We start from the raw sequence: 19887 nt of genomic DNA on the forward strand, positions 1-19887 counted from the left end.
GCGCGCGAGCTTGTCATATCGCGTCGCGACGGCCCGGTTGCGTTGAAACAGGCCCTAGCGGGGTGACGATTGTCAGCGCTGAAGTGCGGTCGAGCCGGTCCAACTGGCCAGAAGATCGAGTGCCTGGCGTTCGGGTGAGTCGGGCGCGGGCGAGTAGATGGTGATACAGAGCCCGGGGTCAGCGGGCAGATCGAGGGCTTCGTAGGGCAGGGCCAGGTCCCCGACGAGCGGGTGGTGGAGTCGCTTCACGCCGGAGCGGGGGAACTTCACGTCGTGCCTCGCCCAACGCCGGGCGAACTCGTCGCTCTTCGTGGAGAGCTCGCCGATCAGGTCCGTCAGGCCCTTGTCTCGCGGCGAGCGGCCGGTCTCGGTGCGCAGGAAGGCGACCGAGTCGCTGGCCGCCTTCTCCCACTCGGACCAGAAATCGGCGGAACCAGGATCGAGGAACAGGAACCGCGCGGTGTTGACCGGACCACGCTGCGCGAACAACGGGGAATCGTAGACCGGGGCATACAGAGCCCGGCCGAGAGAGTTGGCGGCGAGGATGTCGAACCGTTCGTTGCGGATGTAGGCCGGCAGGCCGGTCATCGCGTCGAGCATCCGCAGAATCACCGGTCGGATCCGCCCAGACGCAGCGGGTGGTCGGCGCTCGGACGCCGTGGCCGCGCGGGCCAGGTCGTAAAGGTAGGCCCGCTCGGCATCGTCGAGCCGAAGTGCGTGGGACAAGGAGTCCAGCACCGAGTCCGAGGCGCCGCTCAAGTTCCCGCGCTCGAGGCGGATGTAGTAGTCGATGCTCATCCCGGCCAGCAGTGCCACCTCCTCCCGGCGCAACCCGGTCACACGTCGATTGCCACCGAAGACGGGCAGCCCTGCCTGCTGCGGCGTGATGCGGGCGCGACGAGTACTGAGGAACTCCCGCACCTCGCCGGCCCGCTCATGCCTCTCGCTGTCGGTCACATCACCACCGTAGGTCGTGCGGCGGTGTGCCGGGAGGTACTGCCGTTACCCGGAAGAGCAGGAACTCCCACCCACGCACGAATACGGGTTTCGTGGGAGGGACCCGGCAAGGCGGAGAGACCCTGCACGGCTTCGAGAAGTCAGCCGGCAAGCTCGGCGTCGAACACATCGACCTGCTGGTCCTCCGCCAAGCCCTCCCGTACACCTGGAAGGACCGCAAGTGGTGGACAACCAATTCACAACGCATGCAGAACTTTTCGATCTGAGTGGAAAGCGCGCGCTCGTCACCGGTGGCACCAGAGGCATCGGAATGATGATCGCGCGTGGCCTTCTCCAGGCGGGCGGCCGCGTGGTCATCAGCTCACGCAACGCGGAGGCGTGCGCTCAGGCGCAGGAGCAGCTGTCCGAATTCGGTGAGGTGCGGGCCATCCCCGCCGACCTGTCCCGCCACGACGAGTGCCGGCGACTGTCCGACCTCGTCACCGCCGACTCCGAGCGTCTCGACATCCTCGTCAACAACGCGGGCGCCATGTGGGACGAGCCGCTGGCGACGTTCCCGGACGCGGCCTGGGACACGGTCGTCGACCTCAACCTGAAGTCGCCGTTCTGGCTGGTCCAGGCGTTGCTGCCCGCACTTCGCAGGGCGGGCACCGCCGACGACCCCGCGCGGGTCATCAACATCGGCAGCATCGCCGCCATCCACATCCCCCAGCGGCCCAACTACTCGTACTCCAGCAGCAAGGCCGCACTGCATCAACTCACCAGAGTGCTCGCCAAGGAACTAGGACCGCAGCACGTCACCGTGAACGCCGTGGCGCCGGGACCGTTCCCGTCGACGATGATGGCCGCGACGCTCGATGAGTTCGGCGAGGCGATCGCGGCGTCGGCCCCACTACGCCGGATCGGCCGCGACGACGACATGGCGGGTGTCGCCGTGTTCCTCGCCAGCCGGGCAGGCGCATACCTAACGGGCGCCGTGATCCCCGTCGACGGCGGCATCGCCACAACCGCGTAGACCGCCTAAGCGGCCTTACCTATTCGACGGACTGGTAGGCGTCGTGCTCGGCGTAGTAAATGATCGCCCGCGTCGCCTCCTCGGCCGTCGGCCGAAATACGCGTCCCACCGAGCGAGGTCGGGACGAAGGCCGTCGCTGATTCGCCCAGCCGTCAATTTAGGGTGGCTGTCACCGACTCTCCTGGGCGAATCGCCCATCGAGAGACAGTAGCCCTGTGAGCTGGCCGTTTGTGTTCGAGTAAGCGGTTGTCAGGTCCGCGTGCGTCCGGGCCGGAGAGGAAGCCACCGTGACGGAGACATCGGTCGCCCGCCGGGTGCTCGAGGCGTTCGAGCGGGCGGGCGTACGGCATGCGTTCGGGCTGCCCGGGGTGCACAACCTCGCGTTCTGGCGTGACGCCGGGCCGGGCACGCCCGAGATCGTCGGCGTGCGGCACGAGCAGACCGCGGTCTACGCGGCCGACGGGCTGGCGCGGGCGACCGGGGGGCTCGGCCTCGCCCTGACGACGACGGGCCCCGGCGCGGCGAACGCCGCCGGTGCCTTCGGCGAGGCGGCGGCGGCCGGCTCGCCGGTCGTCCTGGTGGCCAGCGAGGTGTCCACGGCGCTGCGCCGGCCCGGGACCGTACGCGGCCTCCTGCACGAGTCGCGTGACCAGGCCGGCATCTTCGCGCCGCTCGCCAAGGCCGTCTACCGGCCGCGGACCGCGGACGAGGCCGGCGCGGCGGTCGCGGACGCGATCCGGACCGCACTGTCGTGGCCCCGCGGCCCCGTCTACGTCGACATCCCGACCGACGTGCTCGATCGGCCTCTCGGGCCGATCGAGGTTCCCGCGCCCGCCCGCCTGTCTCCCGCCCCGCCGCAGGTGGAGCGCCTGGCGGCACTGCTCGGCGACGACGGCGACGGCACCGTGATCTGGGCCGGCGGAGGCGTCGTGCAGTCGGGCGCCGAGGCGGAGCTGCTCGCCCTGGCCGAGCGCCTGGACGCGCCGGTCGTGACGACCTACGCGGCGCGCGGCGTGCTCCCGGCCGGCCATCCCCTTCTCGTCGGCCTGCCGCCGCACGAGCCGGAGGTGGCCGAGCTGATCGGCACGGCCGGGCTGCTGCTCGCGCTGGGCACCGACTTCGACGGCATGATGACCAGGAACTGGCGGATGCCCCTCCCCGGCCGGCTGGCCGCCGTGAACTGCGCCGAGGAGTACCTCGCCAAGAACCTCACCCCGGACGTCGCCGTGCTGGGCGACGTCCGCACCGTGCTGACCGAGCTGCTCGGCGTCCTGAAGCCCCGGCGGCGGGAGACGGCCCCACGGCCGGCGGCGCTGCGCGAGGCGGTCCGCGGACGACTGGCCGCCGACCCGCGCACCGCCGAGGCGATGCGGTTCCTCGCGAGCGTGGAGTCCGCGGTCGGCGACGAGACAGTGATCGTCTGCGACATGGCCATCCCCGGCTACTGGTACGGCGGCTACGGACGGGTCGCGGGCGGACGCCTGCTGCAGTACCCGGTCGGCTGGGGCACGCTCGGCTACGCCCTGCCCGCGTCGATCGGACCCGCCACGGACGGGCGGCCGGCACTCGTCATCGCGGGCGACGGCGGCCTGATGTTCGCCCTGGGAGAGTTCATGACGCTGGCCGAGCGCCGCCTGCCGGTCACCGTCCTGGTCCTCGACGACGGCGGGTACGGCATGTTGCGCTATGACCAGGAGGTCGCCGGCGACCAGATCCGCGGCACCGACCTGCGCAACCCGGACTGGGAACGTCTGGGTGAGGCGTTCGGCGTCCCGCCGGCCGTCGTCGACGGGGTCGGCGAGGCACTGGCCCGCGCGCTCACCGAGGCGCTCGCCGATCCGGGGCCGCGGCTCGTCGTCGCGCGGGCGGCGCTCACACCCCCGAAGACGACGTCGCCGCGATGGTTCGAATGAACGGCCGCTCAGGACCCGCCCGGCCAGGTCATCAGGTTCTGGAAGAGCTCCGCCTGCTCGATCGCGTCGTCGAGGGCGTTGTGCGTGTGCGGGCGCCGGGACAGCAGCTCGGGCGGCATCTGCCTCTTCGTCGCACGCGCGACGGGGACACCGGCCTTCACCGCGTACAGCGTCTTGACGTCCAGATGGCGGGAGTGGCCGAACGGCGAGCCCGAGCGGGCGAACCGCACGAAGTACCAGTAGAGCCACATCCAGTCATAGGCGAGCGGGTAGGCGACCAGGACCGGCGTCGCGCCCGCGGCGGTCTCGCTCACCCACGCGGACGCGGCGTTCATCGCCTCGGCCGGGTCGAGGCCGTCACGGGCGAGCCGGTCCCGGTCCAGCCCGCTGACCGCCAGCGCCTCCGGGTCGAAGCCGTCGCTGATCGGCCTCAGCTCCGCGTAGAACGTCCGCTCGGCGGGATCGCTCGCGGTGAACCCGGCTCCGTCGAAGGCCCCACACGCCGCCATCCCGAAGCTGAGCATGGAGTACGGCCCCGGAATCGGCCCGTCGGCCTCGACGTCCACAGAGACGTACACCTCACGCTTGGCCACCAGCGTCCCTCCGATCACCGTGCCGAGCCGTCATCCTCTCGGGTGCTCATGCCGGGCCGCCAGTCATCTCGCCGAGTCACTCCTCCTCCGCGTACTCGGCGGCGGTGAGGTACTCCACGCCCTGCTCCCGCAGCAGCGACCGGAGGTCGTAGCGGTCCAGGCCGAGCCGCCCGCCGGCCAGCGCCTCGCGGGTCGCCTCCTCCTTCTCGATCCGTGCCCGCGCCTTCCGTACGCCCTCGGCGGCGTCGGCGCGCGGGACGCACAGGACGCCGTCGTCGTCGGCGACGATGACGTCGCCCGGCCGGACGAGTCCGCCGCCCACGACGACCGGCACGTTCACCGCGCCGGCGGTCGCCTTCACCGTGCCCTGGGCGCTCACCGCGGCGGACCAGACGGGGAAGCCCATGGCGTTCAGCTCGGCGACGTCGCGGACGCCCGCCTCGATGACCAGTCCCCGCACGCCGCGGGAGCGCAGCGACGTGGCGAGCAGCTCACCGAACATCCCGTCGGTGCACGGCGACGTGGTCGTGACGACGAGGAGATCGCCGGCCGTGCACTGCTCGACCGCCGCGTGGATCATCAGGTTGTCGCCGGGGGCGCACAGTGCGGTCACCGCGTTTCCGGCGATCCGGGTGCCGCGCTGGATCGGGCGCAGGCCCGTGCCCAGGTACCCGATCCGGCCCAGGGCCTCGTGCACGGTCGCGACCCCGTACCCGGCGAGGTCGTCGACCAGGGCCAGGTCGGTGCGCGCGATGTCGGTGACGACCACCTTCCTCATGAAAGCTCCCCCGTGACCTGCGGGTACAGGCGCATGTACGCCTCGGCGCGCGTGTCGTGGGGCAGACCGAGGTTCGGCCCGGCGTTGCGCTTGAGCTGGACGCCGCGCCGCTTGGCCAGGTCGGTGTAGTAGTCCCACATGTGCTGCTGGGCCGGCAGGCACTCCATCGCCCGGCGCTTGCGCTCGAACACGCTCGTGATGTCGAGCAGGACCTGCGGCTTGAAGTCGCACATCTCCGGCTGGTGCGGCTCGAAGAAGAACACGGGTGGCGCGCCGAGCGGCTCGCCGGGCGCGGGGTAGCCGATCGCCTGCGCCAGCACCCGCGCCTCCAGGGCCATGCGGGCCGCGGCGGGATGGTCGCCGTTGTACGGGTCGGTCAGCGGGTGGGTGAGCACGACCGTCGGGTCGACCTCGCGGTAGACCCGCACGATGCGGTCGACCAGCTCGTCGGTCTGGCGCAGCGGGTAGTCGCCGGCGTCGAGGAACTCGATCTCGGCGCCGAGGGCCGCGGCGGCGTTCTCGGCCTCCTCTCGCCGCTGCGCCTTGATCTGCTCCAGCGACTTGCCCTCGCGCCAGGCGCGGGCCGACTCCCCCCGCTCGCCGTACGTCAGGCAGAGCACCTTGGCGCGCTGCCCGCGTTCGGCGGCGAGCGCGATGGCGCCCGCGGCGCGCCACACGAAGTCGCCCGCGTGGGCGCTCACCACCAGCAGGGCGCCTTCCGGCTCGGTCATGAATCCTCCTTCATCTCGGTGTGCATCTCAGACGGCGCTCGGCGCGGCCGCCGGCTCGGCGTTCGCGTCGAAGTCGACGTCCCGGGTCTCGGGCCCGATCAACGCGCCCGTCAGGATCAGCGCCCCGCCCAGGACGAGCAGCACGACGGGCGTGTATGCGTAGGGAACGAGGTGCTTCAGCCAGTCCTGGTAGTAGGCGTAACCGGCCGTCACCAGCAGCGGAAGGCTGTAGCCCATGCCGAAGCCGCTGCCACGGACCGCGGCCGGGAACCGTTCGCAGATGTAGGACGGCGTCACCGCGAACATGCTGGCCCCGCTGAGCCGGATCAGCAGGGTCAGGCCGAACACCAGCGGCAGGCCGGACCACGGGCCCGCGGCCAGGAACGCGAACGCTGCGGCGCAGACGACGCCGACGCTCACCCCGCAGGCGATGAAGAACGTGCGGCGCCCGATCCGGTCCGTCAGCGCGCCGATCAGTGGGAAGCAGAGGGTGTGGACGAACTGGGCCAGCACCAGCGTGCCGGTGACCTGCGTCGGGGTCAGCGTCGTCTGGGAGCCGAGCAGCGCGGGGAGCAGCCCGGAGGCCATGTTGGAGGCGAACCAGACGCCGGCCATGAGGACGAACACCTGCCAGAAGCTGCGCCGCGCCGAGCCGAACAGCACGGTCTTGACCGGGTTCTCGCGCTTCTTGTCGCGGGCGGAGGCGAGCCAGACCGCCGACTCGCGCACCGTACGCGAGTAGTAGAAGAGGAAGACCACGCCGAGGAGGGCACCGGCGACGAAGGGGATCCGCCAGCCCCACACGGCGTAGGCCGAGTGGGGGCCGCCCGCCGGGGCGAGGTGCAGCATCAGGAAGCTGAGCAGCGAGATCGCGCAGTACGACAGCGGGAACCCGATGCTGACCAGGCTTCCGTACAGACCGCGGCGGCCTCGCGGGGCGATCTCCATGGCGAGAGGGATGGCGCCGGTGTACTCGCCGCCGAGGAAGACGCCGTCGACGAAGCGCAGCAGGATCATCGCGGCGACGGCCCACAGGCCGATCTGCGCGTGGCCGGGCAGGGCGGCGATGATCCCGGTGGTGACGGCGCAGCCCGCCACCGACAGCAGCGTCACCCGGCGGCGGCCGACGCGGTCGGCGAGCCGGCCGAAGATGAGCGAGCCGAGCGGGCGGCCGATCAGCGTGGAGACGAAGACGCCGGCGGTGATGATCGCCTTGGTCCCGGAGGGAACCGAGGCCGGCACGAAGTAGGACAGGGCGGGCGCGAGCGCGATGGTCGGCAGGTAGACGTCGAACATGTCGACGAAGAAGCCGAACGCTCCGCCGATCACGGCGGCTCTTCGCTGGGCGGCGTCGGGGGCGGGGGCGGGGGCGGGCGGGGTCGAGGTCATGAAGCACCAAGTCCGGAGCCCGTGCCGAGCAGGCGAGCAAGCGAGCTCCAATTGTTGACAATCGTGTGGCCAATCGTGGGACGACGGACCGCGACTGTCAAGGGTCCACCGCAGACCTTCCTTCCCTTCAGCCTGATCTAGCTGCACGTTCTCGCACTGTACGGGCGCGGCCCTCACGGTACCGGCATTGCAGGTCCGGCCCCAGTGAGGCTAGATTGTCAACATTATTGCCGTACATCCGGAGACGAACATGACCAACGCCTCGCCCCCGTCCTCGCGGGCGCGCGCCCTCGTCGAAGGCGCGTACGACACGCACATCCACGTCGCCCCGGACGTGATGGAGCGCCGGATCGACGACGTCGACCTCGCACGGCGGTTCGCCGACGTGGGGATGGCGGGCTTCGTGCTCAAGTCCCACTACGTGCCCACCGCGGAGCGGGCCCAGGTCGTCCGCAAGGTGGTGCCCGGCGTCCGCGTCCTGGGCGCCATCACGCTGAACGGCTCGGTGGGCGGCCTCAACCCGTCGGCGGTGGAGATCGCCGGCCGCCTGGACACACGCGTCGTGTGGATGCCGACCGTGGACAGCCGCAACCAGCGGGACAGCCGGGCGAAGGACCCGGCGGGCGCCAAGCCGCCGATGTGGGCCGCTCTGCAGGACGACCTGAGGTCCGCCGGCATCGAGCCGCCCGCCGTCGACGTGGTCGACGCCGAAGGCGCGGTCACCGGGGCGGTACGCGACGTCCTGACCGTCATCGCCAAGCACGGCATGACCCTCGCCACCGGGCACCTCAACGCGGCGGAGATCGTCGCCGTCGCCGACGCCGCCTTCGACGCGGGCGTACGCTGTGTCGTCGTGACGCACCCGGAGTTCACCTCGCAGCGTCTCCCCGTGGACGTGCAACGCCGCCTCGCCGAACGCGGCGCCCTCCTCGAACGCTGCTTCACCACCGCGCACACCGGCAAGGTCACCTGGCGGCGGCTGCTCGACAACATCCGGGCCGTCGGGCCGGAGCACTCGGTGCTCTCCAGCGACCTGGGGCAGCCGTTCAACCCGCCGGTCGAGGACGGCCTGGCGATCATGGCCGACACGCTGCTGGAGGACGGGTTCTCCGAGGAGGAGATCCAGACCATGGCGGTCGCCAACAGCCGCCGGGTCGCGGGCGAGGACACCCGATGACGGCCGCGGGATGCGTCGCCGTGCTGGGGCTCGGCGAGGCCGGCGGCGCGATCGCCCGGGACCTGGCCGCCGCGGGCGTCCGCGTGCGCGCCTACGACCCGCTGCCGCTGCCCGCGGACGGCCTGATCTCCTGTACGGACGAGGCCGACGCGGCACGCGGCGCCGACCTGATCCTCAGCGTGAACAGCGCGAAGGCCGCCGAGGACGCGCTGCGGGCGGGCCTGGCCGGGGTGGGCGAGGGCGCCGTGTGGGCGGACCTCAACACCGCCGCGCCCGCGCTCAAGCGCCGGCTCGGCGAGGTGGCCGCCGAGGCCGGGGTCGCGTTCGCCGACGTGTCGCTCATGGCGCCCGTGCCGGGCAAGGGACTGTTCACGCCCATGCTGGTGTCCGGCCCGGCCGCGCGCGCGTACGCCGAGCTGCTGGGCCCGGTCGGCGCTCGCGTCACCACGCTCGACGGTCCCGCCGGCGAGGCGGCCACCCGGAAACTGCTGCGCAGCGTGTTCTTCAAGGGCATGGCCGCGGCCGTGGTCGAGGCGCTGCACGCCGCCCGCGAGGCCGGGCTGGACGACTGGCTGCGGCGGCACATCGCCGAGGAGCTCGCCTCCGCCGACGAGAAGTTCGCCGAACGGCTGGAGACGGGCAGCCACCGGCACGCGGTACGCCGGGCCGAGGAGATGCGCGCCGCGTCGCAGCTGCTCGGCGAGCTGGACGTGCCGGCGCGGATCAGCGACGCGAGCCGCGCCTGGCTCGACCAGCTCGCCGGAGAGCCGGCGCCGGACCGGTGACCACGACACCGCGCGTGCCCGCCGAGGGGCGCCCGGCTCCCCTGACGGGCGGCGCCGGGAGCGACGGCGTGCTCGGGGCGATCCGCGAAGCGATCCTCACCGGCGAGTTCGGGCCGGGCCAGCGCCTCGTCGAGGCGGACCTGTCCGCGCGGTTCGGCGCGAGCCGCGGAAGCGTGCGCGCGGCGCTGTTCGAGCTGGCCAACGAGGGCGTCGTCGAGCGCGTCCAGAACCGCGGCGCGCGCGTCCGCGCGGTCACGCTGGAGGAGGCCATCGAGATCTCCGAGGTCCGCATGGTGGTCGAGGGGCTGTGCGCGGCCAAGGCCGCCGAGCGCATCACCGACGAGCAGGCCACCGAGCTGCGCGCGCTCGGCTCGGCGATGCGCGCGGCCGTGTCGGCGGGCGACGTCATGCGCTACTCCGAGCTCAACCAGCGGCTCCACGGGCGGATCCGGCAGATCAGCGGCCAGTCGACCGCCGCCGGGGTGCTGGAGCGGCTCCGCGCGCAGAACGTCCGCCACCAGTTCCGGCTCTCCCTCATCCCCGGACGGCCGCACGTCTCGCTGGCCGAGCACCTCGCCATCATCGACGAGATCTGCGCCCGCGCCCCGGAGGCGGCCGAACGCGCCGCCCGCCGCCACCTGCTCAGCGTCATCGACGCCCTCGCCTCGGCCGTGCACTAGCGTCTTTCGCATGCGGCTTCATGTGGGATGCGCGATGTGGACGCACACGTCGTGGCAGGGGCGGTTCGTGCCCGCCTCCTCACGGGAACGGCTGCGGTCGTACGCGAGCTGGTGCAACGCGGTGGAGGGCAACACGACCTTCTACGCGACGCCGGCGCGGGAGACCGTACGGACCTGGGCGGAGCAGACCGATCCCGGCTTCCGCTTCGTGGTCAAGCTGCCCAAGACGATCACGCACGAGCGCCGCCTCGGGGACGTCGAGCAGGAGCTGCGAGCCTTCCTGACCGCGATCGAGCCGCTCGGGCCGCGGATCCACGCCCTGTGGGTGCAGCTGCCCAAGTCGTTCGCGCCGGGTGACGCCGGTGTCCTGGCCGGCTTCCTGCGCCGCCTGCCGCGCACGTACCGCTCCGCGGTGGAGGTCCGCCACCCGGCGTTCTTCGAGGACGCACGCGCGGCCCGGCTCCTGGAGCGGGCGCTCGCCGGTCCCGGCGCCGAGTGGGTGCCGTTCGACACCGTCACGCTGTTCGAGAGCCCGCCGACCAGCGACGCCGAACGCGACGCGTGGCTGAAGAAGCCACGCGTGCCACGCAGGACGACGGCGCTCACCGACCGCCCGATCGTCCGCTACCTCGGCCGCGACGCCACCGAGCGCACGGTCGAAGGCTGGCAGGAGTGGGTCGGCACGGTCGCCGGCTGGCTGCGCGAGGGCCGCTCCCCCACCGTGTTCGTGCACACCCCCGACAACGCCGACGCACCCGAACTCGCCCGCCGCTTCCACGACGAGGTACGCGCGCGCGTGCCGGAACTCGAGCCGCTGCCCGAGCCCGCGCCGATCGAGCCGCTGAGCCTGTTCTGACCGTACGGCCGGGTCACTCGCTCATTGCCGGTGAGCCCCGGACCTCCCGTCCGCAGTGCTTCACGCAGTTCGTCCGCTCGCAGGTACGGGACGTAGTACGTCGAATGTTCCCGGAGCAGATCCTGGGCGAACGCCGTGTCCACCGGATGGCCGGGCCCCGCGACGACGGCCTTCCCGCGGAACATCGCGTCGAGGGCCGGCGCGGTCTTGACGCTCTCCGCGGGCACCGTTAGCTTTCCCGGGACATAGGACGTCCTATGTCCAGATTGGGGAAACTGATGCGTCTGCACAAACGCGGCGGCCCGGCGGCCGCCGCAGGAGTCACGGCCCTGCTCGCGGCCGTGACCGCCGGCGTGACACCGGCTCAGGCGGCACCGCGCGGATGCGAGGTGTCCGTTCCGTACACGGCCGGAACCGAGGGGTACAGCGCGTTCCGCATCCCGGCGGTCATCACCACGAAGTCCGGTGACCTGCTGGCGTTCGCCGAGGGCCGGTCGGACGGGCTCGGCGACGCGGGGAACATCGACACGGTCGTGAAGCGCTCGGCCGACGGGGGCTGCACCTGGCAACCGCTGCGGGTCGTGCAGGACAGCGGCCCCAACACCTCCGGCAACCCCGCGCCCGTCGTCACTGCGAGCGGCCGCATCGTGCTGCTGACCACGTACAACGCGGGCACCGCCACCGAGACGCAGATCCTGCGCGGCCAGGTGCCGGCCGAGGACGGCAGGCGCGTGTTCACGCAGTACAGCGACGACGACGGGGCCACCTGGACCGCGCCACGCGAGATCACCGCGTCCGCCAAGCTCCCGAACTGGCGCTGGTACGCCACCGGCCCCGGGCACGCGACGCTGCTCACCCACGGCCCGCACCGCGGCCGGCTCGTCGTCCCGGCGAACCACTCCATCGCGCCGCCGGCGGGCTCCACCGACCTCGGCTCGGAGGCGAAGTACTACGGCGGGCACGACCTGTACAGCGACGACAACGGCCGGACCTGGCACATCGGGTACGTCGACGACAACACCGACGGCGAGGTGAACGTCAACGAGACCACCGCCACCGAACTGCCGGACGGGCGCGTCTACTTCAACACGCGCGACCAGAACGGCACCGCGGCCGGGAACCGCGCCGACGCCTACAGCCTGGACGGCGGCCGTACGCTGCGCCGGCCGTTCCAGCCGCAGCCGGCCCTCGTCGGACCCGTCGTCGAGGGCAGCGTGCTGCAGGCGCGCGGTCCCAAGGCGCCGCTGCTCTTCTCCGGCCCGGCCGACCCGGCCAAGCGGGCGGTCATGACGCTGCGCGCGAGCCACGACGGCGGCGTCACATGGCAGTCCGCGCTCACGCTCTCGCAGCTGCCGGCGTCCTACTCCGACCTCGTCCAGGTCGACGCCCGTACCGTCGGCCTGCTGTACGAGACGGGCAACACGGGCGCCAACGAGACGATCACCTTCCGCCGCATCGATCTGCGCGACCTGTCCTGAGCCGCCGCCCCGGGAACCCGTCACGGGTTCCCGGGAGAGCCGTCGGGCCCGGGGCGAGGCGCCCCGGGCCCGACTCGTGCCGGCGGACCTGGTGAGGTCAGCCGCTGCGCAGGCGGGCGAGCCGGGTGCGGATGCCGGCGAAGTGCGCGCTCATCGCCGCCGTGACCGCCTCGCGGTCCTCGGCGACGACCGCCTCGTAGATGTCGCGGTGCTTGCGGGCGACCTGCTCCGGAGTCTCGTCCGGGGTGCCCAGCTCCTCGCTGAGCTGGTGGTAGACCTGCCAGAAGGCACCGAGGAGGCGACCCACGAGCGGGTTGCCCAGCGGCCGGTAGAGCAGGTCGTGGAAGAGCCGGTCGGTCTCGGGCGCGACCGCGCCGACGAGCGACTCCTGCTCCATCCGCTCGATCACCTCGCGGACCGGGGACAGCGTCTCGGCGAGGTCGGCGCCGCCGTGCCGGTCGATCAGGCGCCACGCGAGCCCGTTCTCCAGGATCTCGCGGATCTCGGTGAGGTGGCCCAGGTGGTTCGGCTCGTCCTGCGGGGAGATCCGGCTGTGGAAGGCCAGCTCGTCGACCAGGCCGTTCAGCGACATCTCGCCGACGAACATGCCGAAGCCGTGGCGGATGTCCACGATGCCGACGGCCTGCAAAGCCTTCAGCGCCTCGCGGATAGAGTTGCGCCCGATGTCCAGCTCCTGCATGAGCTCGGACTCGGTCGGCAGCGGATCGCCGGCGGCCAGGCCGCGCCGAACGATGATCTCTTTGACCGCCTCCTGCACCTCGATCGCGCGGCTGAGCCTGCGACTCCGGGAGAGGGGCGGCCCGCCGGCCTCGGGGAGGTGACGACGACCGTCGCGCAACGTCACGGAAATCTCCTGATCATCTGCTCTTGACTTGGCACAGAACCGACTTCTAATCTCCAACGCTACAGGAGATAGGACGTGGGACGTCCCATATCTGCCCCCAAAATTTTCCGCCGCCTTCCTGACCGTCGACACCGGGAGACACCGTGAGCGCCCCTCGATCCGCCTTCAGCCGCCGCGACTTCCTGCGTTACAGCGGGACGTTGAGCGCCGCGGCCGCCATCTCCACCACGATCTCCGCGTGCGGCGGCCCCGCCTCGACCGGTTCGGCCGGCTCCGGCGGCAACAAGGACCTCGTCACCGTCGTCATCGGCTACGGCAACGACCAGACCTGGGACCCGAGCATGACGGCGTCGGCCTTCGCCATGGCCGGCATCAACCACATCTACGAGGGCCTGGTCGACACCGACCCGATCACCCGCGCGCCGTACCCCGCGCTCGCCACCGCCCTGCCGTCCGACACCTCGGCGACGTCGTGGAAGTTCCAGCTGCGTCAGGGGGCGACGTGGCACGACGGCAAGCCGGTCACCGTGGACGACGTCCTGTTCACCTTCGACCGCGTCATGGACCCGTCGACGCTGGCGTCCTCGTTCTTCAACACCTGGCTCAAAGAGGTCCGCAAGGTCGACGACACCACCGTCGAGCTCGTCTTCAAGTTCCCGTTCCCGGACGCGCTCCCCCGCCTGACCATCGCCAAGATCATGCCGAAGCACGTGTTCGGCGCGCCGGGCGGCTGGGACGCGGCCAAGAACGGCAAGGCCGTGGGTTCGGGCCCGTACAAGATGACCGCGCACAACCCCAAGTCCAACACCGCGTTCGAGGCCTACCCCGCCTACAACGGCCCGCGCAAGCCGGCGATCAAGGAGATGAACTGGCTGTCCATCGTGGACGCCTCCGCCCGCGTGGCGAAGATCTCCGGTGGCAGCGCGGAGGCGCAGATCGCCGACAACGTGCCGTACGCCAACATCGACCAGCTGCGCAAGCAGGGGCTGACCGTCGACGGCGGCAAGGGCATGAACCACATGTTCCTGATGTTCAACACGGCCCAGAAGCCGTTCGACGACGTGCGGGTCCGCCAGGCGCTGTTCTACGCGATCGACACCAAGAAGATGATCGAAGTGGCGCTGAAGGGGCACGGCACCCCGGCGAGCAGCTTCCTCAACCAGGAGAACCCGGCGTACACGCGGGCCAAGACGGTCTACGACTACAACCCGGACAAGGCCAAGTCGCTCCTCGCGGCCGCGGGCGTCAAGAACCTGTCGGTCAACCTGATGGCGGTCAACGTGAGCTGGGTGGCCGACTGCCTGCCGACGATCGCCAACTCCTGGAACGCGATCGGTGTGAAGACCTCGCTGGAGCCGCAGGACACCAGCGCGCTGTTCACCAAGATGGACCAGTCGCAGTCGTACCAGGTGGTCGCGGCGGCCTCGAACCCCAACCAGTTCGGCCTCGACGCCGACCTGATCCTCCGGTACAACTACACGTCCGGCGGCACCTGGATGAAGTACACCAAGTGGGACAAGAGCTCTGACGCCAAGTCGCTCTTCGCGCTGATGGACAAGGCCACCCAGGAGCCGGACAAGCAGAAGAAGCTGGCGCTCGTACACCAGTACATCGACGTCATCGCCGAGCAGGCGGTGCTCTACCCGGTCCTGCACACCGAGCTGATGACCGCGTGGAACCCCAAGAAGCTCACCGGCGTGCGCGCCCAGGCCTACCCCGGGGTCACCCTGCTGCAGGCGAAACGCCTCTGACCGTCCGCCGCACCCCGACCCGATCTCCCAGGAGGCATCCGTGGCAGCGATCGCCAGAATGCTGGTGCGCCGCGTCCTCATCCTGATTCCCCTGCTGCTGGGCGTCGTTCTGTTCGTCTTCATCATCATGCGGTTCTCCGACAACAAACCGGAGTACGCGTATTTTGAAGGCTCCAATCCCACCCCGGCGCAGATTCACCAGTTCCAGGTCGACAACGGCCTGCTCGATCCGCTGCCGGTGCGGTACGTGCGGTTCGTCGGCCAGCTCATCCGCGGTGACATGGGGACGAGCGCGCTCACCAAGGCGCCGGTGAGCAGTTCGATCGCGACCGCGCTTCCGCTGACACTGCAGCTGACGCTGTTCGGCGTGGTGATCGCGATCGTGCTGGCAGTGATCTTCGGTGTGATCGCGGCGATCTTCCGGGACCGGTGGCCGGACCAGCTGATCCGGCTGGTGTCGCTGATCGGCGTCGCCGCGCCGGCGTTCTGGCTGGCGCTACTGATGATCCAGTACCTGGCGGTGGACCGCGGCTGGTTCCCGACCAGCGGCTACATCAATCCGGCGGACTCCGTCAGCGGCTGGCTGCGGTCGCTGACCATGCCGGCGCTGGCGCTGTCGCTGCCCGTCGCGGCCTACCTCACCCGGATCATCCGCACGTCGATGGTCGAGGAACTCGACAAGGACTACGTGCGGACCGCGATCGGCAGCGGCCTGCCGCCGATCGTCGTGGTGGGCCGCAACGTGCTGCGCAACGCGCTGATCAACCCGCTGACCGTGCTCGGCCTGCGGGTCGGTTATCTGCTCGGCGGGGCGGTCGTCATCGAGACGATCTTCGCGCTGCCCGGCATGGGCCAGCTCATGATCACGGGGGTGCGCAACGGCGACCCCGCGGTGGTCCAGGGCGTCGTGCTGACGATCGCGACCGGCTTCGTCGTGGTCAACCTCATCATCGACGTCCTCTATCTCCTGGTGAACCCCCGACTGAGGAGCGCCGGCTGATGCGCAGCGGACTGGCCAGAAGACTGTCGCGAGCGGGCATCGGCTTCCGGCGGCTGGGTCCCGCCTCCTGGGTCGCCCTGGGCGTGGTGGTGGTCGTCGCCATCGCCGCGATCTTCGCCCCGGTGCTCGCGCCGCACTCACCGTACGTCCAGGAGGCCACGGGCGGCGGGCCGAGCGCCTCGCACTGGATGGGCCTGGACAGCGCCAACCGCGACATCCTCTCGCGGCTGCTGTACGGCGCGCGCTGGTCGCTGGTGATCGGCCTCGGCTCCACCGCGATCGCGCTGGTCTGCGGCGCGCTGATCGGCGCCGTCGCCGCGACCTCCCGCCGGTCCGTCGACGAGGCGATCATGCGCACGCTGGACGTCATCATGGCGTTCCCGGGCATCGCCCTCGCCGCCGTGCTGGTCGCGGTCTTCGGCGGCAGCATCCTGGTGCTGGTGCTGGCCATCGCCTTCCTCTACATGCCGCCGGTGGCGCGGGTGGTGCGGGCGAACGTCCTGGCCCAGTACGGCGAGGACTACGTCGCGGCCGAGCGGGTCATCGGCGCCCGCGCCCCGCACATCCTGCTCCGGCACATCGCGATCAACTGCGCGGCCCCGGTGCTGGTGTTCTGCACGGTGATGGTGGCCGACACGATCGTCTTCGAGGCGTCTCTGTCGTTCATCGGCGCGGGCGTGCGCCCGCCCAACCCCTCCTGGGGCAGTGTCATCGCCGACGGCCGGAACATGGTGCTGCTCGGCGGATGGTGGGCCACCGTCTTCCCCGGCCTGCTGATCCTCGTCACGGTGCTCGCGCTGAACGTCCTGGCCGAGGGCGTCTCCGACGCCTGGGCGGCGCCGGCCGAGCGGCGCTCGGACACACCCGGCACGCCGGCGGACCGGTCGCCGGTCGCCGCGCCGGCGGCCGAGCAGGCGGCGCTGACCGGCCTGACCGAGGCCGCACGCCGCCTGGCCCAGCGAGCCCGGCCCCTGCCGGAGGGCCGGCCGGTCCTCAGCGTGGAGAACCTCACCATCGCCTTCGAAGATCGCCACAACGGCGTGAACGTCGTCGACGGCATCGGCTTCGACGTACGGCCGGGCGAGGTGCTCGGTCTGGTCGGCGAGTCCGGCTGCGGCAAGTCGCTGACCGCCTTGACGATCATGGGCCTGGAACCCGCCGGCGCCCGCGTCGGCGGCCAGATCCGCTTCGACGGCAAGGACCTGCTGGAGCTGCCCCGGTCGGCGCGGCGCCGCCTGCTCGGCCACGAGATGGCGATGATCTACCAGGACGCGCTGTCGTCGCTGAACCCCGCGATGACCATCAAGGCCCAGCTCAAGCAGGTCGTCCGGCGAGGAGGCAAACGCAGCCCCGCCGAGCTGCTGGAGCTGGTCGGGCTCGACCCCGCGCGCACGCTCTCGTCGTACCCGCACGAGCTGTCCGGCGGCCAGCGGCAGCGGGTGCTCATCGCGATGGCCCTCTCCCGCGACCCCAAGCTCATCATCGCCGACGAGCCCACGACGGCACTCGACGTGACCGTCCAGGCTCAGGTGATCGAGCTGCTGCTGCGCCTGCGGGCGGAGCTGGACTTCGCGCTCATCCTCGTCTCGCACGACCTGGCCCTGGTCGCCGACGTGACCGACCGGGTCGCGGTGATGTACGGCGGGCAGATCGCCGAGATCGGGGTGACGTCCGCGCTGGTCGGCGCGCCCGCGCACCACTACGCCCGCGGGCTGCTGGGCTCGGTGCTCTCCATGGAGGCCGGCGCCGACCGCCTTACCCAGATCCACGGCGTGGTGCCCTCCCCCGCGAACTTCCCCAGCGGCTGCCGGTTCGCCGACCGGTGCCCCGCCGCCACCGAGGTCTGCCGTACGGAGACGCCACGCCTCGCGGGCCGGGACGACCAGCACTCGGTGGCCTGCCACCACCCCGCGGTCGACATCCCGGCCTCCCTGTCCGCCTCCGCTGCTCCGAAGGAGGGCTCATGACACAGGCGGGAGAGTCGCTCGTCGAGCTGGCCGACGTCCACGTCGTGCACAAGGCGCGCTCGGGCGGCCTGTTCAGCCGGGACCGCGTGTACGCGCTGACCGGCGCCGAGCTGACCGTCGCGCCCGGCGAGACCGTCGGCATCGTGGGCGAGTCCGGCTGCGGCAAGTCCACGCTGGCCAGAGTCCTCATCGGGCTCCAGCGGCCGACCTCGGGCACGGTCCACTTCGAGGGACGCGACGTCTGGTCGATGCCGGGCGCCGAACGCCGCGGCGCGATCGGGACGAGCATCGGCATGATCTTCCAGGACCCGGCCACGGCGCTGAACCGCAGACTGCCGGTCCGCCAGGTGCTCCGCGACCCGCTCGACGTCCACCGCGTCGGCACCCCGGACGAGCGCGACGAGCGGGTCCGCGAACTGCTCGACCTCGTGGGCCTGCCCCCGGGCGCGGCGGACCTGCTGCCCGGCCAGATGTCCGGCGGGCAGCGGCAGCGGGTCGCGATCGCCCGCGCGCTGGCGCTGCGGCCGCGGCTGCTGGTCGCCGACGAGCCGACCAGCGCGCTCGACGTGTCGGTCCGCGCGCAGATCCTCAACCTGCTGGGCGACCTGAAGGAGCAGTTCGGGCTCGCCATGGTGTTCGTCTCCCACGACATCCAGACGGTGCGGCGGATGAGCGACCGGGTCGTGACGATGTACCTCGGCCGCATCGTGGAGCAGACCCCGGCCGCGGCGGTGCCCGGCGCGGCCCGGCATCCGTACACGCGGGCGCTGTTCTCGGCCACGCCCGGCCTGCTGTCCCCGATCGACCCGATCCCTCTCGTGGGTCCGGTCCCGTCCGCGACCCGGCCGCCGAGCGGCTGCCCCTTCCGCACCCGCTGCTGGAAGGCCGACGACGTCTGCGCCACCGAGATGCCCCCCGCGGAGAAGGACGGAGACGGCCTCTTCCGCTGCTACCACCCGGTGCTCTCCGGCGCCACCGACCGCGAACTGATCAGCCAAGCACAGGAGCGTTCATGACCCACGCCGCCCCGTTGTCCGGCGTCATCCCCCCGGTGTGCACCCCTCTCACCCCGGACCGCGAGGTCGACACCGCCTCGCTGACGCGCCTGGTGGACCACCTGCTGGAGGGCGGGGTGAACGGACTGTTCGTCCTCGGCTCCACCTCGGAGGTCGCGTTCCTGCCCGACGAGCATCGCCGCATCGTGCTGGAGACCGTGCTGGGCCACGTCGCGGGGCGGGTGCCGGTCCTCGCGGGCGCCATCGACATGACCGCGCCCCGGGTGGTCGACCACGTGCGCGTGGCGGTCAAGGCCGGAGTGGACGGCATCGTCGCGACCGCGCCGTTCTACGCGCGCACCCATCCGGCGGAGATCGCGATCCACTTCCGCACCATCGCGGCGCAGGCGGGCGGCGTCCCGGTGTACGCCTACGACCTGCCCATCTCGGTGCACAGCAAGCTGACCGCGGACCTGCTGCTGGAACTCGCCGCCGAGGGCGTGCTCGCCGGCCTGAAGGACTCCAGCGGCGACGAGGCCGGGCTGCGCGAGGTGATCCTGCGCCGCCGCGACCGCGACCTGCCGTCGTTCGCGGTGATGACCGGCTCGGAGCTGACCGTCGACTCGGCCCTGTGGATGGGCGCGGACGGCGTGGTCCCCGGCCTCGGCAACGTCGACCCGCACGGCTACGTCCGGCTCTACCAGGCCGCCTCGCGCGGCGACTGGGAGGCCGCGCGGACCGAGCAGGAGCGCCTGTTCCGGCTGTTCCACCTCGTGAACGTCGGGGGCCCGCACATGGGCCGCAGCTCCTCCGCCCTGGGCGCGTTCAAGGCCGCCCTGTTCCTTCGCGGCGTCATCGAGCACCCGACCACCGCTCTGCCGCAGATCCCGCTCGACGCGGACGACATCGCCCGGGTCAAGGAATTCCTCTCCGAAGCCGCCCTCATCTGACCGGAGG

18 protein-coding genes are annotated in these 19887 nt (G+C 71.5%); 12 read left to right on the top strand and 6 right to left on the bottom strand.

The window, feature by feature from the left end:
* Positions 1-72: 72 nt before the first annotated feature.
* The gene (locus QSK37_RS20590) at positions 73-957 is read right to left on the bottom strand and encodes a helix-turn-helix transcriptional regulator (protein ID WP_285623433.1); all 885 of its coding nucleotides are present in this window, start codon (positions 955-957) and stop codon (positions 73-75) included.
* Positions 958-1180: 223 nt separating this feature from the next.
* Between QSK37_RS20590 and QSK37_RS20595 the strand changes: the two genes are divergently transcribed.
* Complete coding sequence (locus QSK37_RS20595; protein ID WP_285623435.1) at positions 1181-1972, top strand: SDR family oxidoreductase; 792 nt, start codon at positions 1181-1183, stop codon at positions 1970-1972.
* Positions 1973-2259: 287 nt separating this feature from the next.
* Positions 2260-3885 (top strand): thiamine pyrophosphate-binding protein, encoded by a 1626-nt coding sequence (locus tag QSK37_RS20600; RefSeq protein ID WP_285623438.1) that lies wholly within the window; start codon positions 2260-2262, stop codon positions 3883-3885.
* 8 nt (positions 3886-3893) lie between these two features.
* On the opposite strand, the gene QSK37_RS20605 is transcribed toward QSK37_RS20600, so the two are convergent.
* The 4 genes from QSK37_RS20605 to QSK37_RS20620 are packed head-to-tail and all read right to left on the bottom strand — an operon-like array spanning position 3894 to position 7376.
* On the bottom strand, positions 3894-4496 hold the full coding sequence (locus QSK37_RS20605) for a 3'-5' exonuclease (RefSeq protein WP_285623440.1): 603 nt from the start codon (positions 4494-4496) through the stop codon (positions 3894-3896).
* 58 nt (positions 4497-4554) lie between these two features.
* Positions 4555-5256 (bottom strand): 4-carboxy-4-hydroxy-2-oxoadipate aldolase/oxaloacetate decarboxylase, encoded by a 702-nt coding sequence (locus QSK37_RS20610; RefSeq protein WP_285623443.1) that lies wholly within the window; start codon positions 5254-5256, stop codon positions 4555-4557.
* Positions 5253-5987, bottom strand: coding sequence for a PIG-L deacetylase family protein (locus QSK37_RS20615; RefSeq protein WP_285572558.1), 735 nt, complete (start codon positions 5985-5987; stop codon positions 5253-5255). Before QSK37_RS20615 ends, QSK37_RS20610 begins: the two co-directional genes overlap by 4 nt.
* 27 nt (positions 5988-6014) lie before the next feature.
* Positions 6015-7376, bottom strand: a complete 1362-nt coding sequence (locus QSK37_RS20620) for an MFS transporter (RefSeq protein ID WP_285623446.1) — start codon at positions 7374-7376, stop codon at positions 6015-6017.
* A gap of 250 nt (positions 7377-7626) precedes the next feature.
* On the opposite strand from QSK37_RS20620, the gene QSK37_RS20625 reads away from it, so the two are divergent.
* From QSK37_RS20625 to QSK37_RS20645, 5 genes are all read left to right on the top strand, one after another.
* Positions 7627-8553 carry a DUF6282 family protein gene (locus QSK37_RS20625; RefSeq protein ID WP_285623449.1) on the top strand — a complete coding sequence of 309 codons (927 nt, stop codon included), beginning with the start codon at positions 7627-7629 and terminating at the stop codon, positions 8551-8553.
* Positions 8550-9338 (top strand): NAD(P)-dependent oxidoreductase, encoded by a 789-nt coding sequence (locus QSK37_RS20630; RefSeq protein WP_285623451.1) that lies wholly within the window; start codon positions 8550-8552, stop codon positions 9336-9338. The genes QSK37_RS20625 and QSK37_RS20630 overlap by 4 nt, the downstream gene beginning before the upstream one ends.
* Complete coding sequence (locus QSK37_RS20635; RefSeq protein ID WP_285623453.1) at positions 9335-10018, top strand: GntR family transcriptional regulator; 684 nt, start codon at positions 9335-9337, stop codon at positions 10016-10018. Before QSK37_RS20630 ends, QSK37_RS20635 begins: the two co-directional genes overlap by 4 nt.
* Before the next feature lie 10 nt (positions 10019-10028).
* Positions 10029-10874: a DUF72 domain-containing protein gene (locus QSK37_RS20640; RefSeq protein ID WP_285623455.1), complete on the top strand. Its 846-nt coding sequence runs from the start codon at positions 10029-10031 to the stop codon at positions 10872-10874.
* A 278-nt stretch (positions 10875-11152) separates the two neighbouring features.
* Positions 11153-12352: a sialidase family protein gene (locus QSK37_RS20645; RefSeq protein ID WP_285623457.1), complete on the top strand. Its 1200-nt coding sequence runs from the start codon at positions 11153-11155 to the stop codon at positions 12350-12352.
* Positions 12353-12449: 97 nt separating this feature from the next.
* Here QSK37_RS20645 and QSK37_RS20650 read toward each other — a convergent pair whose 3' ends face one another.
* Positions 12450-13217: a FadR/GntR family transcriptional regulator gene (locus QSK37_RS20650; protein ID WP_285623459.1), complete on the bottom strand. Its 768-nt coding sequence runs from the start codon at positions 13215-13217 to the stop codon at positions 12450-12452.
* Positions 13218-13360: 143 nt separating this feature from the next.
* Between QSK37_RS20650 and QSK37_RS20655 the strand changes: the two genes are divergently transcribed.
* From QSK37_RS20655 to QSK37_RS20675, 5 genes are read left to right on the top strand one after another with little or no spacing between them, the layout of a single operon-like run.
* On the top strand, positions 13361-14968 hold the full coding sequence (locus tag QSK37_RS20655) for an ABC transporter substrate-binding protein (protein WP_285623461.1): 1608 nt from the start codon (positions 13361-13363) through the stop codon (positions 14966-14968).
* A gap of 40 nt (positions 14969-15008) precedes the next feature.
* A complete protein-coding gene (locus QSK37_RS20660) occupies positions 15009-15968 on the top strand; it encodes an ABC transporter permease (RefSeq protein WP_285623463.1) in 960 nt (319 codons plus the stop codon).
* On the top strand, positions 15968-17935 hold the full coding sequence (locus QSK37_RS20665; protein WP_285623465.1) for a dipeptide/oligopeptide/nickel ABC transporter permease/ATP-binding protein: 1968 nt from the start codon (positions 15968-15970) through the stop codon (positions 17933-17935). Before QSK37_RS20660 ends, QSK37_RS20665 begins: the two co-directional genes overlap by 1 nt.
* Positions 17932-18951 (top strand): oligopeptide/dipeptide ABC transporter ATP-binding protein, encoded by a 1020-nt coding sequence (locus tag QSK37_RS20670; RefSeq protein WP_285623467.1) that lies wholly within the window; start codon positions 17932-17934, stop codon positions 18949-18951. The genes QSK37_RS20665 and QSK37_RS20670 overlap by 4 nt, the downstream gene beginning before the upstream one ends.
* The gene (locus QSK37_RS20675) at positions 18948-19880 is read left to right on the top strand and encodes a dihydrodipicolinate synthase family protein (protein WP_285623469.1); all 933 of its coding nucleotides are present in this window, start codon (positions 18948-18950) and stop codon (positions 19878-19880) included. The genes QSK37_RS20670 and QSK37_RS20675 overlap by 4 nt, the downstream gene beginning before the upstream one ends.
* Positions 19881-19887: the final 7 nt, after the last annotated feature.

It is taken from the genome of Actinoallomurus iriomotensis (assembly GCF_030269445.1).
Lineage (GTDB): Bacteria > Actinomycetota > Actinomycetes > Streptosporangiales > Streptosporangiaceae > Actinoallomurus > Actinoallomurus iriomotensis.